A 15,165-nucleotide genomic window follows, 5' to 3' on the forward strand; every position below is an offset into this window, starting at 1 on the left:
TGATCCATTGACACACCGGCGGCACCGTGCCGCCGCCCCGCTTCCGGTTTACCCTGTTTATCAACGACTGCAAGGAGTTGCACCATGTCTCAGGACTACCAGCGTCTGGCCCATTTGAGCCCGTTCGAGCTCAAGGATGAATTGATCAAGGTGGCATCGGGCAAGGCCAATCGGCTGATGCTCAACGCCGGGCGTGGCAACCCGAACTTTCTGGCGACGACGCCGCGCCGCGCCTTCTTCCGCCTGGGGCTGTTTGCAGCGGCCGAGTCCGAGCTGTCGTATTCGTACATGACAGCAGGCATCGGCGGCCTGGCCAATATCGAAGGCATTGAAAACCGCTTCGAGCGCTACACGGCCGAGCACCGCGACCAGGAAGGTGTGCGCTTTCTGGCCAAGTCGCTCAGCTATGTGCGCGACCAGCTGGGCCTGGACCCAGCCGCCTTCCTGCATGAGATGGTGGATGGCATCCTGGGCTGCAACTACCCGGTGCCACCGCGCATGCTGACCGTGAGCGAGAAGATCGTGCGCCAGTACATCGTGCGCGAGATGGCCGGCGGCGCCGTGCCGGTGGAGTCGGTCGATCTGTTTGCGGTGGAAGGCGGCACGGCTGCGATGGCCTATATCTTCGAGAGCCTGCGCATCAGCGGCCTGCTCAAGGCCGGCGACAAGGTCGCCATCGGCATGCCGGTGTTCACACCGTATATCGAGATCCCCGAGCTGGCGCAGTACGCGCTGGAAGAGGTGCCCATCCATGCCGATCCGGACAATGGCTGGCAGTACTCCGATGCCGAGCTGGACAAGCTGCGCGACCCGGCCGTCAAGATCTTCTTCTGCGTCAACCCCAGCAACCCGCCGTCGGTCAAGATGGACCAGCGCAGCCTGGAGCGCATCAAGACCATCATTGCCGACCACCGGCCCGATCTGATGGTGCTGACCGACGATGTCTACGGCACCTTTGCCGATGACTTCCAGTCGCTGTTCTCGGTCTGCCCGCAGAACACCTTGCTGGTCTACTCCTTCTCCAAGTACTTTGGTGCCACCGGCTGGCGCCTGGGCGTGATTGCCGCGCACAAGGAGAACGTCTTCGACAAGGCGCTGGCCCAGTTGCCCGAGAGCGCCAAGGTCGAGCTGGACCACCGCTACCGCTCGCTGCTGCCCGATGTGCGATCGCTCAAGTTCATCGACCGCCTGGTGGCCGACAGCCGCGTGGTGGCGCTGAACCACACCGCCGGCCTGTCGACCCCGCAGCAGGTGCAGATGGTGCTGTTCTCGCTGTTCGCGCTGATCGATGAAGCCGACGCCTACAAGCAGGCGCTCAAGCAGCTGATCCGCCGCCGCGAGGCCACCCTGTACCGCGAGCTGGGCATGCCGCCGCTGCACAACCCCAACTCCGTCAACTACTACACCTTGATCGACCTGCAGAGCGTGACCTGCAGGCTTTATGGGCAAGCGTTTTCCGACTGGGCGGTGCAGCAGTCATCGACCGGCGACATGCTGTTCCGCATTGCCGATGAAACCGGTATCGTGCTGCTGCCAGGCCGGGGTTTTGGCTCGGACAGGCCATCGGGCCGGGCATCGCTCGCCAACCTGAACGAGTACGAGTACGCCGCCATTGGCCGCGCGTTGCGCAAGATGGTGGATGAGCTGTATGCGCAGTTCCAGGCTCAGGCGGGCGGCAAGGGCGGCGCCGGTTAAGCGCTGGGCAGGCTCGCCTGCCCCAGCAGCCGCTGCAGCAGGCCGCTAGAACAGCTCCTGCTGCATCGAGGTCAGGCTGTTGAAGTCCTCCCCCAGCGGCTGCAGGATCGAATCGGCAATCGGCTGCAGCTGCTTGCTCAGGTAGTGCTCGTAGTCGATCGGCGACTGGCGCACCTCCAACGGCTCGGGCCCGCTTTTACCCATCACATAGCGGATCCAGCCACCGCTTTGGTACTGCAGCGGGCGGCCCAGGCGCCGGTTGTAGTCATCGGCCATGCGGGCGGCGCGCACCTGCGGCGGCAGGTTGGCCACATAGGCATCAAGCCGGTGGCGCAGGCGCTTGCGGTAGACCAGCAAATCATCCTTCTGGCCCGCCAGGGTGGCCTGCGCATAGCCGATGACAAAGTCGCGGTAGGGCAGCCCCTGGAAGACGCGCGAGAGCAGCCCTTCCTGGAACTGGCGCGCCAGCGGCGTCCAGTCGCTGCGCGCCATCTCCAGGCCCCGGTAGACCATGGCCTCCTTGCCATCGGCATCCACACTCAGGCCTGCATAGCGCTTTTTGCTGCCCACGTCTGAACCCCGGATGGTGGGCATGAAGAACTTCTTGTAGTGCGTGTCAAACTCGATCTCAAGAAAGCTCTCCAGGTTCTGTTCCTGGCGCAGGCCTTGCGTCCACCAGGCATTGATGTCGTTGACCAGCGAGGTGGCGACCGCATGCGCTTCCTGGTTGCTGTGGGCACGGCCCAGCCAGATAAAGATCGAGTCCGTATCCCCGTAGATGACCTCGTAGCCGCGCTGCTGCACCAGCGCCTTGGTGCGCTTGACCATCTCATGGCCGCGCAGGGTGATCGACGAGATCAGCGCCGGGTTGAAGAAGCGGCATTCCGTCGCACCCAGCACCCCGGCAAAGGAGTTCATCACCAGCTTGAGCGCCTGCGACAGCGGCTCGTTCTTGCTGCGCTTGGCCTCATCCCGCGCGCGCCAGAGCGTGGTGACGATCTCGGGCAGGCAGTGCTTGTCGCGCGAGAAGCGCGTGTCCATCGGCCCGTGGATCAGTGAGGCGGTATCGCTGGCATGCAAGCCTTCGGCCAGGCCCACCGGGTCGACCAGGTAGGTGCGGATGATCGAGGGGTAGAGGCTTTTGTAATCGAGCACCACCACCGAGTCATAAAAGCCGGGCCGCGAATCCAGCACATAGCCGCCCGGTGACGACTTGCCGCGCACATCGCCCACATTGGGCGCCACATAACCTTGGCGGTGCATGCGCGGCAGGTAGTGGTGGCTGAACGCCGCTATCGAGCCGCCAAACTGGTCCAGCTGCAGGCCGGTCGCATGCGCCCGCTCCATCGCAAACTGCAGCAGCTGGGCCTTGTCAAAAATGCGCAGCACCAGCTCGCAATCGCGGATGTTGTAGGTAGCGAGTGCGGGCTTGTCCTCTTGGTAGCGGCGCTCGATCTCGGCCATCTTGCCGTACTCGTCGCCAATGTCCTTGCCCTCGCCCAGCAAGGCCTGGGCCACGTTCTCCAGGCTGAATGACGGAAAGCTCCACACCGCCGCCCGCAAGGCCTCGATGCCATCGATGACCGCGCGGCCAGGCATCGGTGCGAACCAGTAGTCCTGCTTGCCCGGGTGCGCCCGCCAGGCAATGGGCCGGCCCTCGCGCCCCAGCAGCAGCGGGGTGGCGCAATCGTCTGCCGTCTTCTGCAGCACCCGCAGGTCGAACTGGACCACATTCCAGCCGACGATGACATCCGGGTCATGGCGCGCAAACCAGTCGTTGAGTTGCTCGATCATCGCCTTGCGGCTGGCGCAATAGATCAGCCTGAAATCGCGGGCGGGTTCGGGGGGTTCAGCCTGCCCACCGGGCGCCGGCGCATCGCCGAGCATGAACACCACCCGCTGGCCTGCGCCATCCAGCGCAATCGAATACAGGTCCTGGTGCTGGCTGGTTTCAATATCGAGCGACACCAGCTTGAGCGCCGGCCGGTACGCCGCTGCGGGCAGCAGCTTGCAGTCCACCACCGTGCTGCCCTGCAACTGCCCGCCTTCGACCTGCACGCCCGCCGTGATGAACCGCTCCATCAAATAGCGCTCATGGGGACGCACATCGGCTTCGAGCAGCGACACATCCAGCTGCTTCAACCCACGCGCGAGCTTGCCCAACTGCCGGTAGTGCTTGGCATAGACGCCCAGCACCGGCTCCTGCTGAAAACTCTTGAGTGCCAGCTCGCGCAGATCCATATCCGGCATGGCCAGCAACTGCGTCTGCACGACCACCCGGTGCCGCGCCTCGACAAACGCGACTGAGGCCTGCCGCGTCAGCAGCACCTTCAGCGGACCAGCATCGGTCGCCAACCAGTACTCAATCTCGGTACCCGCAGCCGTGTCCCGCCAATGGCGGGTCAGGATGAATCCTTGGTGGGGGGTGGTGGGCACGGTGGTTCAGGCAAAGCAAAAAGATGCGGGCCACAGCAGCCGACGTTGCATGGCGTCAAGAGCCAACAACCTCGCGTGGCTTGCGCACCGATGATATCGCCGGAGTGCCGCAGCGCCTGCATATGGGGAGCAGATATTGGCATCTGCACCTGTTTGGCCAAAAGAAAAAGGACTTAGCTCTTTCGAGCTAAGTCCTTGTCTTTTTGGTCGGAATGGCGGGATTCGAACTCGCGACCCCTTGCACCCCATGCAAGTGCGCTACCAGGCTGCGCTACATTCCGAAGACTTGAATTATATACCTAGTTTTCCAGGTCTCCGGAAAGAATGCGACGAATTTCTTGCAACTCGATCGCGGCCTGCTGCCAGCTCAGCGGTTCCAGGCTTTCGGGCATGCCCGCAGCCAGCGCATCGGCGCCCTCTTCCTGCAGTGCGAACATGCTGTCGTCTTCCAGCGCATCGAGCATGGCCTGGCCGCGCGGTAGCGACTGGAGCTGGTTGCGCGCCCCGCTGATCGTGAAGCCGCGCTCATAGAGCAGCTCTCGGATGCGGCGGATCATCAGCACCTCATGGTGCTGGTAATAGCGGCGGTTGCCCCGGCGCTTGACCGGGCGCAGCTGCGTGAACTCCTGCTCCCAGTAGCGCAGCACATGCGGCTTGACGTCGCACAGCACCGACACCTCACCGATGGTGAAGTAGCGCTTGGCAGGAATGGGGGGCAGCTGTTTTTCCATGGACAAATTGTAAACAGCCGCGAAAGCGGCCGTGTTGCATATAGGCGAAAGCGGGCGACGGTTTGACCTTCAGTGCCAACGCACTGCAGGCGGCCGCGCGCCCAGGGCCTGCGTCATTCCATGTCGGCCGGTGCCTGCACCGAATCCTTGAGCTTGCCGCTGGCATGGAAGGTCACCACGCGGCGCGCCTCGATCGGCACCTCTTCTCCGGTGCGCGGATTGCGGCCGGGACGGGCCTTCTTCATGCGCACCTGGAAGTTGCCAAAGCTCGACAGCTTCACATCTTCGCCCTTGATCAAGCTCTCCGAGATCAGGTCGAAAAAGGCATCGACCATGTCCTTGGCTTCGCGCTTGTTCAGGCCGATGTTGTCAAACAGCATGTCGGCCAGTTGCGCCTTGGTCAGCGCAGGTTGTTCCAGGCTCTCAACGGTGAATTCCATATAGCAATCCTCGCGTGTGGGATCAGCGCAGACGCGCACCCAGGCTTTGTGTGAGTTGTTCCACCACGGCTTGCACGGCCGCTTCGATCTCGGTGTCTTCCAGTGCGCGGTCGTCATGGCCCAGGCTCAGCCGCACGGCCAGGCTCTTCTCGTCCTGGGCCAGGCTGCCGGCGGCGGCCTCTTCGCCGGCCTTGAGCTTCTTGGGCCGGAACACGTCGAACAGCACGGCACTGCGCAGGATAGCACCTGCGCCGGCAGCCGTGATGGCCTGCATGATCTGGGCGTGCGTGACGGCTTCCTTGACCACGACGGCGATGTCGCGCTCGACCATCTGGTGCTTGGCCACCGGTGCGAACACCGGTACCTGGCGTGCCAGCACGGCATCGAGGGCCAGCTCGAACATCACCGGCGCCTGGGCCAGATCCCATTCCTGGCGCCACTGGGGGTGTAGCTCGCCGACAAAGCCGATGGCCTTGCCGTCCAGCAGCACGCGGGCGCAACGGCCGGGGTGCAGTGCGGGGTGCTCGGCCGCTTCAAACACCGGCTTGAGCGGCGCGAGCAGTGCCTCGACATCGCCCTTGACGTCGTAGAAATCAACCTTGGTCTCGTCCCGGCCCCATTGCAGCTGGTCGGCTGCACCGTAGGCCAGGCCGGCCACGCGCATGGGCTGGTGGAAGCCCTTGACGGTGGTGTCGGACTCGACGACCGAGTCGTCCTTGAAGAAAACGCGGCCCAGCTCGAACACGCGCACGCGCTGTGCCTTGCGGTCCACATTGAACTTGAGCACCTGCAGCAGCGAGCCCAGCAACGACGAGCGCATCACGCTCAGGTGGCTGGCTATGGGGTTGAGCAGCTTGATGGCCTGGTTGTTGCCGGCCAGCTCCTGCTCCCACTTTTCTTCGACAAAGCTGAAGTTGATGGTTTCCTGGTAGCCCAGACCGGCCAGCGCATGGCGCACGGCGTACGGGCTGCGGGAGTTCTCGGCACGCAGCTTGGGCGAGATCGGCGCCAGCGGCTTGCTGGTGGGCAGGTTCTCGTAGCCAATCATCCGCGCGATTTCTTCAACCAGGTCTTCTTCCAGGTTGATGTCGAAGCGGAAGGTGGGCGCGGTCACGCTGATCACACCTTCTTGCGCCACGGTGGCGGGCAGGCCCAGGCCGTTCAGCGCATCCAGGCATTGCTGCTGGGTCACCGGCATGCCGATGACCTTGGCCGCACGTGCCACGCGCAGTTGCACCGTCTTGGGCGCTGGCATGTTGGGCTGCTGGTCGTCCATGGCGGCCACCTGGGTCTCAGGCGTGCCGCAGATCTCCAGCACCAGCTGGGTGATGCGCTCGATGTGCTCGGTGGTGAACTGGGGGTCCACACCGCGCTCGAAGCGGTGGCCCGCGTCGGTCGAGAAGTTGAAGTGGCGCGAGCGACCGGCCACCGCCTTGGGGAACCAGAAGGCCGCTTCGATGTAGATGTTCTTGGTGTCGTCGGACACGGCGGTGGCATCGCCACCCATGATGCCAGCCAGCGACTCCAGACCGTGCGCGTCTGCAATCACGCCGACCTTGAGGAAGTCGTCGATCGTGATGGTGTTGCCGTTGAGCAGCTTGAGCGTCTCGCCCTGCTTGCCCCAGCGCACGCTCAGGCCGCCGCTGATCTTGTCCAGATCGAAGATGTGGCTGGGACGGCCCAGCTCGAACATCACGTAGTTGGAGATGTCAACCAGAGGGCTGACAGCGCGCTGGCCGCAGCGGGCCAGGCGATCCACCATCCACTGCGGGGTCTTGACCTGGGTGTTGACGTTGCGCACGATGCGGCCGGAGAAACGGCCGCACAGGTCGGTCGCCTCGATCTTGACGGGCAGCTTGTCTTGCGAAGCCACCGCAGCGGCCGGGAAGGACAGCGCCTTGAGCGGCGTGCCGGTCAGTGCGGACAGCTCGCGCGCCACGCCGTAGACCGACAGGCAGTGCGCCAGATTGGGCGTGAGCTTGAGGGTGAACAGGGTGTCGTCGAGGTTCAGGTATTCGCGCACGTTCTGGCCCAGCGGCGCATCGGCGGGCAGCTCCAGCAGACCGCCGTGGTCATCGGCAATGCCCAGCTCCTTGGCCGAGCACAGCATGCCAAAGCTTTGCACGCCGCGCAGCTTGCCGATCTTGATCTTGAAAGGCTTGCCGTCTGCGCCGGGTGGCAGCTCGGCGCCCACGGTGGCGCAGGGGATGCGGATGCCGACGCGCGCATTGGGCGCGCCGCAAACGATGTTCAGCAGTTCAGGGCCACCCACATCGACCTGGCAGACGCGCAGGCGGTCGGCATCGGGGTGCTGCACGGCTTCTTTGATCTCACCGACAACGATGCCGGTGAACGGAGGCGCGACGGGGTCGAGCTCTTCGACCTCGAGACCCGCCATGGTCAAGGTATCGGCCAGCTCTTGGGTGGTCAGCGACGGGTTGCAGTATTGGCGCAACCAGGATTCAGGAAATTGCATAGTCGGACTCTTTGGCGTTCAGGCCTGCAGTGCCATGTCGGGCATCGGCAGGCAGGGCGTTCTTGCGTTTCAATGGGGAGCGGGTGGCAGCACCTGCTGCCCGGGCGCTGGGGATGGCATCGCCCATCTGCAGCACCGCCCGCTCCGTTTTCATGACTGGAACTGCGACAGGAAACGGATGTCGCCGTCAAAGAACAGGCGCAGGTCATTGACGCCATAACGCAGCATGGTCAGGCGGTCAGGGCCCATGCCAAAGGCAAAGCCAATGTATTTCTCGGGGTCCAGGCCCATGTTGCGCACCACGTTGGGGTGCACCTGGCCAGCGCCCGAGACTTCCAGCCAGCGGCCGGCCAGCGGCCCGCTCTGGAACTGGATGTCGATCTCGGCCGAGGGCTCGGTGAACGGGAAGAAGCTGGGGCGGAAGCGCAGCACCAGGTCATCCTGCTCGAAGAAGGTCTTGCAGAAGTCGGTGAACACGACCTTGAGGTCCTTGAAGCTCACGTTCTCGCCAATCCACAGGCCTTCGCACTGGTGGAACATCGGCGAGTGGGTGGCGTCCGAATCCACGCGGTAGGTGCGCCCCGGGGCGATCACGCGGATCTCGGGCATGGTCTGGCCGGCGTCGATCAGGTTGCGGTAGCGCTTGACGTGCTGCACCGCATGGCGCACCTGCATCGGGCTGGTGTGCGTGCGCAGCAGGTTGGGTGCGTGCTGCGTGCCGCCTTCCACATAGAAGGTGTCGTGCATCGAGCGCGCAGGGTGGTCTTCCGGCGTGTTGAGCGCGGTGAAGTTGAACCAGTCGGATTCGATCTCGGGGCCTTCGGCCACATCGAAGCCCATGGAGCCGAAGATGCCTTCGATGCGCTCCATCGTGATGGACACGGGGTGCAGACCACCGCTGCCACGGCGGCGGCCGGGCAGGCTCACATCCAGCACTTCAGCCTTGAGGTGGGCTTGCAGCTCGGCATCGGCCAGCGCCTTGCGGCGTGCCGTCAAGGCCGCCTCAATCGCCTGCTTGGCCACATTGATGGCGGCACCGCGCGATTTTTTCTCTTCGACGGAAAGCTGCGCCATGCCCTTCATGAGCTCGGTCATCTTGCCCGACTTGCCCAGAAACTGCGCCTTGGCGTTTTCCAGATCAGCGGGGGTATGGGCCTGCGCAAACAACTGTTGCGCGCTTTCGACCAGAGAATCCAACTCGTTCATATCGACTCTTATCGACTTAGGTGCCGGGCCGCCAAAAGCAGCCTGGCGATAAAAAAACAAGGGCTAGCGCCTTTTCAAGCCCTAGCCCTTGCTGTGTGTGCACCAGCAGCTACTAAATCAACAGTAACTACCGATCGTGACCTTAGGCAGCCAGCTTGGCCTTGACTTGGTCGACGATAGCTGCAAAAGCAGCCTTGTCGTGCACGGCGATATCGGCCAGCATCTTGCGGTCGATTTCAATGGCAGCCTTCTTCAGGCCGTTGGCGAACTGGCTGTAGGTCAGGCCCAGTTCACGGGAAGCGGCGTTGATACGGGCGATCCACAGTTGGCGGAACACGCGCTTCTTGGTACGACGGTCACGGTAGGCGTACTGGCCTGCCTTCATTACCGCTTGCTTAGCAACGCGGAAGACGTTACCACGGCGACCACGGAAACCCTTAGCGAGGGCCAGAACTTTTTTGTGACGGGCGCGTGCCGTTACACCACGTTTGACGCGAGGCATGTGTTTTCTCCTAGTTCGTCAATGAATTACAGGCCCATGCCGGGCAACATTTGTGCCATGTGACCCATGTTGGTCTCATGCACAGCGGTTGCACCACGCAGATGGCGCTTGTTCTTGGTGGTCTTCTTGGTCAAGATGTGACGCTTGAAGGCTTGACCGCGCTTGACGGTGCCACCTGGACGAACGCGAAAACGCTTCTTCGCGCTGCTTTTGGTCTTCATTTTGGGCATGTGAATGCTCCTTATGTTTGTGCTCGTGAGGCGTTCCATCGCCATGACGGAACTTGTTTTGGCCCCGAGCCACTTTTGTGACAGACCTAGATCAGATCTACTCTATCAATGCGCAGAGTTTTGACTGCACCGAACTGAGGCACCAGGGCCGAAACCCCAGACTCAGGCAAGCACTGACGCCGCTCTGCTAAAAACCGAAAGCGGCCTAAGCCGCTTGTCGGTAATCCGGTATTCTAACCGCTTCTTTAAGCTGTGGCTACTGGGGAGGAATTACCCTCCACCGGCTTGCCAGCAGCAGCGCCACCGGGCTTCTTGCGCGCCGGAGCGATCATCATGATCATCTGGCGGCCTTCGAGCTTGGGGAACTGCTCGACCTGGATCAGGTCGGCCAGCTCGTCGCGGATGCGGTTGAGCAGGTCCATGCCCAGGTTCTGGTGGGTGATTTCACGACCACGGAAGCGCAGGGTCACCTTGACCTTGTCGCCTTCAGCCAGGAAGCGCCTGATGTTGCGCATCTTGACGTTGTAGTCGCCATCATCAGTACCGGGACGGAACTTGATTTCCTTGATTTCGATGACGGTTTGCTTGGCCTTGGCCTCGGCCGCCTTCTTCTGCTCCAGATACTTGAACTTGCCGTAGTCCATCAGGCGGCAAACCGGAGGCGTGGCCGTGGCGACGATCTCGACCAGGTCAACATCCAGCTCTCCGGCCATGCGCAGCGCTTCCATCAGCGGCACGATGCCCAGGGGTTCATTATCAGGACCGGACAGACGCACTTCTGGTGCCTGAATCTCACGATTCAGGCGGTGTTTGCGTTCTTCGCGGTGGCGGCGATCACGGAATTCAGTAGCTATGGCTTTCACCCTAAAAAATTAAAAGCTACGACAGCGTAGCTGCTATTTATGCAGTCCACGCTGTCCAAAGCTTTTCAGTGCCTGGTTAGGCTTGTTACGCTTTAGCGGCGATGTCCTGGGCAATCAGTTCGACGAATGCATCTACGGACATCACACCGAGGTCTTTACCGCCCCGGGCGCGCACTGCTACGGCTCCGGCTGCCTTTTCCTTGTCGCCGGCGACAAGAATATAGGGCAGCTTTTGCAACGAATGCTCCCGTATTTTATACGTAATCTTCTCGTTGCGCAGATCGGTAACCACACGCAGCCCTTGGAACGGCAAGGCCTTACGCAGTTTGTCGGCCACTTCCTGCACGTAGGCGCCTTGCGCGTCGGTGATGTTGAGCACGGCCACTTGCGTGGGGGCCAGCCAGGCAGGCAGCGCGCCAGCATGCTGCTCGATCAGGATGCCGATGAAGCGTTCGAGCGAGCCCACGATCGCGCGGTGCAGCATGATCGGGCGGTGGCGCTCGCCGTCTTCGCCGACGAACTCGGCATCGAGACGCTCGGGCAGGTTCGGGTCGACCTGGATGGTGCCGCACTGCCATTCACGGCCCAGTGCGTCCTTCAGGGTGTACTCGATCTTGGGGCCGTAGAACGCGCCCTCACCCGGCAGGTATTCGAACTCGCAACCCGAGGCACGCAGGCCTTCGGCCAGTGCCGCTTCGGCCGCGTCCCAGCTCTCGTCGGTACCGATGCGCTTTTCAGGGCGGGTCGACAGGCGGTAGAGGATGTTGGTGAAGCCAAAGTCGGCATAGACCTTTTGCAGCAGCGCGGTGAACGCGGTCACTTCGGCCTGGATCTGTTCGGGCAGGCAGAAGATGTGGCCATCATCCTGCGTGAAGGCACGCACGCGCATGATGCCGTGCAGCGAACCGGTGGGCTCATTGCGGTGGCAGGCGCCGAACTCACCAAAGCGCAGCGGCAGATCGCGGTAGCTCTTGATGCCTTGCTTGTAGATGAGGATGTGGCCGGGGCAGTTCATCGGCTTGAGTGCGTACTCGCGCTTTTCCGACTCGGTCGTGAACATGTTCTCGCGGTACTTGTCCCAGTGACCGGTCTTCTCCCACAAGGTCTTGTCCAGAATCTGCGGGCCCTTCACCTCCTGGTAGCCATTGTCGCGGTACACCTTGCGCATGTACTGCTCCACCTCTTGCCAGATCGACCAGCCCTTGGGGTGCCAGAACACGGTGCCGGGCGAGTGCTCGTCGATGTGGAACAGGTCGAGTTCGCGGCCCAGCTTGCGGTGGTCGCGCTTTTCGGCCTCTTCCAGCATCGTCAGGTACTGCTGCAGATCGTCCTTGCTGGCCCAGGCCGTGCCGTAGATGCGTTGCAGCATCTCGTTGTTGTGGTCGCCACGCCAGTAGGCGCCCGCCACCTTCATCAGCTTGAAGTGCTTGAGCTTGCCGGTGCTGGGCACGTGGGGGCCACGGCACAGGTCTTCAAACGCGCCTTCGCGGTACAGGCTCACATCTTCATTGCTGGGGATGGAGGCGATGATCTCGGCCTTGTAGTTCTCACCCAGGCCCTTGAAGTAGGCCACGGCTTCGTCGCGCGGCAGCACGCGGCGCACCACGGGCTCGTCCTTGCTGGCCAGCTCGGCCATGCGCTTTTCGATCGCCACCAGGTCTTCGGGCGTGAAAGGGCGCTTGTAGGCGAAGTCGTAGTAGAAGCCGTTGTCGATCACCGGGCCGATGGTGACCTGGGCTTCCGGGAACAGCTCCTTGACGGCGTAGGCCAGCAAGTGGGCGGTGGAGTGGCGGATCACTTCCAGGCCGTCAGCGTCCTTGGCCGTCACGATGGACAGCGGCATGTCGCGGTCGATGACAAAGCTGGTGTCCACCACCTTGGCGTTGTCGCCCAGACCCACCTTGCCAGCCAGCGCAGCCTTGGCCAGGCCGGCGCCAATCGATGCAGCGACATCGGCCACCGACACGGGGCCCGGATAGTCGCGCTTGGAGCCATCGGGAAGCGTAATTTGAACCATGAGAAATCCTAAATAATCGTGCTGTACAGAGCCGCGCTGCCCAGAAAAGCAAAAAGCGCGGAGCTTGTCCGCGCTTTGGTGTGAGGAGACGAAATCGTCGTACAGGCGCGAACCACCGGCCTTATTGGCCAGTCAAACCCCAAGTGGTTGTAGTTCGCGGTGTCATAACCGATCTTGCCTTTCTCGCTCTTACCAGTGGATGAAATCTAAAACGACTGTCATTTTCCCACATTCTGATGCAATCTGCTGGTCTTCCCGCAATCCAGTCGCCAACAGGCTTGCCATAATCAAAACGATAGCAGACCTTGACGATTAGATATGCCCTATCGCTACGCCCGATCTGTTGGAATGTCCGCCTGCCTGGCTGCGTTATTGCTGCAAGGGGGCTGCTCCAGCACCCCTCCCACCCGTGGCAAAGTCCCCGAACGCGATATGCAGGCCCAGGAATGGGGCCAGTCCGATGTGAACCGCATGGCTACCTTGAGCATGCGCGCCAATCTGCAAAGCCTGTATGTGTTGATGGACAAGCTCTACCGCCGCAATCCGCAGGAGTGGCGCAAGGGCGGTTTTGACAACCGCGAAGCGGCCATGAAGGCCGTGCGCGAGGCGATAGAAAACCAGCAACCCTGGCCGGATCTGTTGGATCAGCGCGACATTGCCGGCATGAGCATGGCCCTGGCGCCCGAATTTGCCGGCGACCGGGTCGCTGCCTTCACCTGGGCCACGGCCGACATGCTTATCACCGCCTATGGCGGCCGCACCACCTTCTATTTGATCCATGGGCTCGATGCCCAGGCCGTCTACAACGCCTCACGCAATCTGGAGATTGCCAACTGGATGCTTACCCACCGCAGGCTGGGCAATGGCCAAGCCATGCTGCTGAGCAACGAGCTCAATGCCAACGAACGCAACCTGAGCTTTGAGCGCGAATTTGGCAAGATGATTGCGCGCAATGACCTGATGGCCGATGTCGTGTCCGAGAAGTACCGGCGCGCGGTCATTGGCTATGTGCAGGGTCTGGCTGGCGGCAGCCTGCTGCAGTTCCTGCCGGTGCAAGCGGTGGCGCATTAACGGCACTCATCACGCCCCACCCTGCTCCCCCCAACCAGTCGATTCAGCGCGCAGGCAGCGGCAAATGCAGGCTGCGCTTGAGCGTGGCCAGCGCAATCGAGGTGTTGAAGCGCTGGATATTCTGGTCGCCATCAAACAGCCGCTGGGTGATGGCCTGGTACTCCTGCATGTCGCGGGCCGTCACCACCAACAGGTAATCGGTCTGGCCGGTGACCATATAGCACTGCTGCACGGCGGGCTCGGCCGCCACCCGGGCGCGAAAGCCCAGGGTCAGCGCATCCAGTTCATTGACCAGTTGCACCTCGATAAAGATGGTGAGCGGCCGGCCTACGGCCTCCGGGTTGAGCAAGGCAGTGTTGGCGGCGCTGCACCGCAGCGGGCGACAGGTTCACCTGCTCGGCCACCTCGCGCTGGGGCCGCAGATTGTCGCGCTGCAGGATGGCCAGAATGGCCAGGTCGAAGGCATCGAGTTCAACATTCATCGCAAGGGCCTGGAGGAGAAGCGCAGCGCAAGAGCGAAACTTGCATTTGGCACCGAGTTTTCGAGCAATTTACTTCGCTCAGCTGCAATATTATCTCGGCCATGCAAGATTCTCTCTGGCAGCGCCTGCTGCCTTCGTTGGCGGTATTGGGCTCGGTCAGTGCGCTGTGCCTGGGTACCAGCTTTGCCAAACACCTGTTTCCGGTCGTCGGCGCCCAGGGCACCACCGCCTTGCGCGTGGGCTTTTCCGCGTTGCTGCTGCTGCTCATCTGGCGCCCCTGGCGCTTCGGGCCCACCAAGGCCAACCTGGGACAGATTGCGATCTTTGGCGTGGTGCTGGGGCTCATGAACCTGCTGTTCTACATGGCCATCAAGCGCCTGCCCTTTGGCGTGACGGTGGCCATCGAGTTTGTCGGCCCGCTGTCGGTGGCGGTCTGGACCTCGCGCCGCGTGCTGGACCTGGTCTGGCTGGGGCTGGCTGCGCTGGGCTTGTTTTTGCTGCTGGTGCTGCCGATGTTTGGCGTGCAGACCGCCGCGCTCGACCCGGTGGGCCTGTGCTATGCCGTCATGGCCTCCGCCTGCTGGGCCGGCTATATCGTGCTGGGCAAACGTGCTGGCCATATGCATGGCGGCATGGTGGTGTCGCTGGCGCTGCTGACCGCCGCCATCGTGGTGGTGCCTTTTGGCATTGCCGAGGCGGGCACCAAGCTGCTGCAGCCCTCTATCCTTCTCTATGGGCTGGCAGTGGCCGCTGTCTCCAGCGCCATTCCCTATACCTTGGAGATGTTCGCGCTCAAACGCCTGAGCTCGGGCGCCTTCTCCACCATGCTCGCAACCGAGCCGGCCATTGCTGCCATTGCCGGCATGCTGGTGCTGGGCGAGCTGCTGACCGCCACCCAGTGGTCTGCCATCGGCCTGATCATGGTGGCCGCAATGGGCAGCGCGCTGACGGCCAAGCCCTCTGCACCGCCGCAGGCAGCCGCACCCAAGCCGGAAGGCCAGGCCGTCGCCTGATTG

General features: G+C 62.5%; 13 protein-coding genes, 1 tRNA gene and 1 pseudogene. 3 read left to right on the top strand and 12 right to left on the bottom strand.

Annotated elements, in window-relative coordinates; all coding sequences use genetic code 11:
* Positions 1-84: 84 nt before the first annotated feature.
* Positions 85-1,695: a bifunctional aspartate transaminase/aspartate 4-decarboxylase gene (locus LPW39_RS04800; protein ID WP_230771768.1), complete on the top strand. Its 1,611-nt coding sequence runs from the start codon at positions 85-87 to the stop codon at positions 1,693-1,695.
* A gap of 45 nt (positions 1,696-1,740) precedes the next feature.
* Here the strand turns inward: LPW39_RS04800 and LPW39_RS04805 are convergent, their stop codons facing one another.
* From LPW39_RS04805 to thrS, 11 genes are all read right to left on the bottom strand, one after another.
* Positions 1,741-4,131 carry a DNA polymerase II gene (locus LPW39_RS04805; protein ID WP_230771770.1) on the bottom strand — a complete coding sequence of 797 codons (2,391 nt, stop codon included), beginning with the start codon at positions 4,129-4,131 and terminating at the stop codon, positions 1,741-1,743.
* Positions 4,132-4,335: 204 nt separating this feature from the next.
* Positions 4,336-4,412: transfer RNA gene (locus LPW39_RS04810), tRNA-Pro, on the bottom strand.
* Positions 4,413-4,430: 18 nt separating this feature from the next.
* Entirely contained in the window at positions 4,431-4,862 is a 432-nt protein-coding gene (locus LPW39_RS04815; protein WP_230771772.1) for a MerR family transcriptional regulator, read from the bottom strand.
* A 113-nt stretch (positions 4,863-4,975) separates the two neighbouring features.
* Positions 4,976-5,302 (bottom strand): integration host factor subunit alpha, encoded by a 327-nt coding sequence (locus LPW39_RS04820; RefSeq protein ID WP_021025154.1) that lies wholly within the window; start codon positions 5,300-5,302, stop codon positions 4,976-4,978.
* 22 nt (positions 5,303-5,324) lie between these two features.
* Positions 5,325-7,778, bottom strand: coding sequence for a phenylalanine--tRNA ligase subunit beta (gene pheT, locus LPW39_RS04825; RefSeq protein WP_230771774.1), 2,454 nt, complete (start codon positions 7,776-7,778; stop codon positions 5,325-5,327).
* Complete coding sequence (locus LPW39_RS04830; protein ID WP_230771775.1) at positions 7,765-7,932, bottom strand: hypothetical protein; 168 nt, start codon at positions 7,930-7,932, stop codon at positions 7,765-7,767. Before LPW39_RS04830 ends, pheT begins: the two co-directional genes overlap by 14 nt.
* Entirely contained in the window at positions 7,929-8,984 is a 1,056-nt protein-coding gene (gene pheS / locus LPW39_RS04835; RefSeq protein ID WP_021025156.1) for a phenylalanine--tRNA ligase subunit alpha, read from the bottom strand. Before pheS ends, LPW39_RS04830 begins: the two co-directional genes overlap by 4 nt.
* A gap of 142 nt (positions 8,985-9,126) precedes the next feature.
* Positions 9,127-9,486 carry a 50S ribosomal protein L20 gene (rplT, locus tag LPW39_RS04840; RefSeq protein WP_021025157.1) on the bottom strand — a complete coding sequence of 120 codons (360 nt, stop codon included), beginning with the start codon at positions 9,484-9,486 and terminating at the stop codon, positions 9,127-9,129.
* 26 nt (positions 9,487-9,512) lie between these two features.
* Complete coding sequence (rpmI, locus tag LPW39_RS04845; RefSeq protein WP_021025158.1) at positions 9,513-9,716, bottom strand: 50S ribosomal protein L35; 204 nt, start codon at positions 9,714-9,716, stop codon at positions 9,513-9,515.
* 245 nt (positions 9,717-9,961) lie between these two features.
* Positions 9,962-10,579 carry a translation initiation factor IF-3 gene (gene infC, locus LPW39_RS04850; RefSeq protein ID WP_021025159.1) on the bottom strand — a complete coding sequence of 206 codons (618 nt, stop codon included), beginning with the start codon at positions 10,577-10,579 and terminating at the stop codon, positions 9,962-9,964.
* Between the two features lie 85 nt (positions 10,580-10,664).
* Positions 10,665-12,596: a threonine--tRNA ligase gene (gene thrS / locus LPW39_RS04855; RefSeq protein WP_230771777.1), complete on the bottom strand. Its 1,932-nt coding sequence runs from the start codon at positions 12,594-12,596 to the stop codon at positions 10,665-10,667.
* Between the two features lie 348 nt (positions 12,597-12,944).
* On the opposite strand from thrS, the gene LPW39_RS04860 reads away from it, so the two are divergent.
* A complete protein-coding gene (locus LPW39_RS04860) occupies positions 12,945-13,667 on the top strand; it encodes a hypothetical protein (protein ID WP_230771779.1) in 723 nt (240 codons plus the stop codon).
* A 43-nt stretch (positions 13,668-13,710) separates the two neighbouring features.
* Here LPW39_RS04860 and LPW39_RS04865 read toward each other — a convergent pair.
* Positions 13,711-14,149, bottom strand: a pseudogene (locus LPW39_RS04865) (Lrp/AsnC family transcriptional regulator).
* A gap of 101 nt (positions 14,150-14,250) precedes the next feature.
* Here LPW39_RS04865 and LPW39_RS04870 point away from each other — a divergent pair.
* Positions 14,251-15,162: an EamA family transporter gene (locus tag LPW39_RS04870; RefSeq protein WP_230771780.1), complete on the top strand. Its 912-nt coding sequence runs from the start codon at positions 14,251-14,253 to the stop codon at positions 15,160-15,162.
* Positions 15,163-15,165 lie beyond the last annotated feature (3 nt).

This window comes from Comamonas koreensis (assembly GCF_021026195.1).
In the GTDB taxonomy this organism is placed as follows: Bacteria; Pseudomonadota; Gammaproteobacteria; order Burkholderiales; family Burkholderiaceae_C; genus Comamonas; species Comamonas koreensis.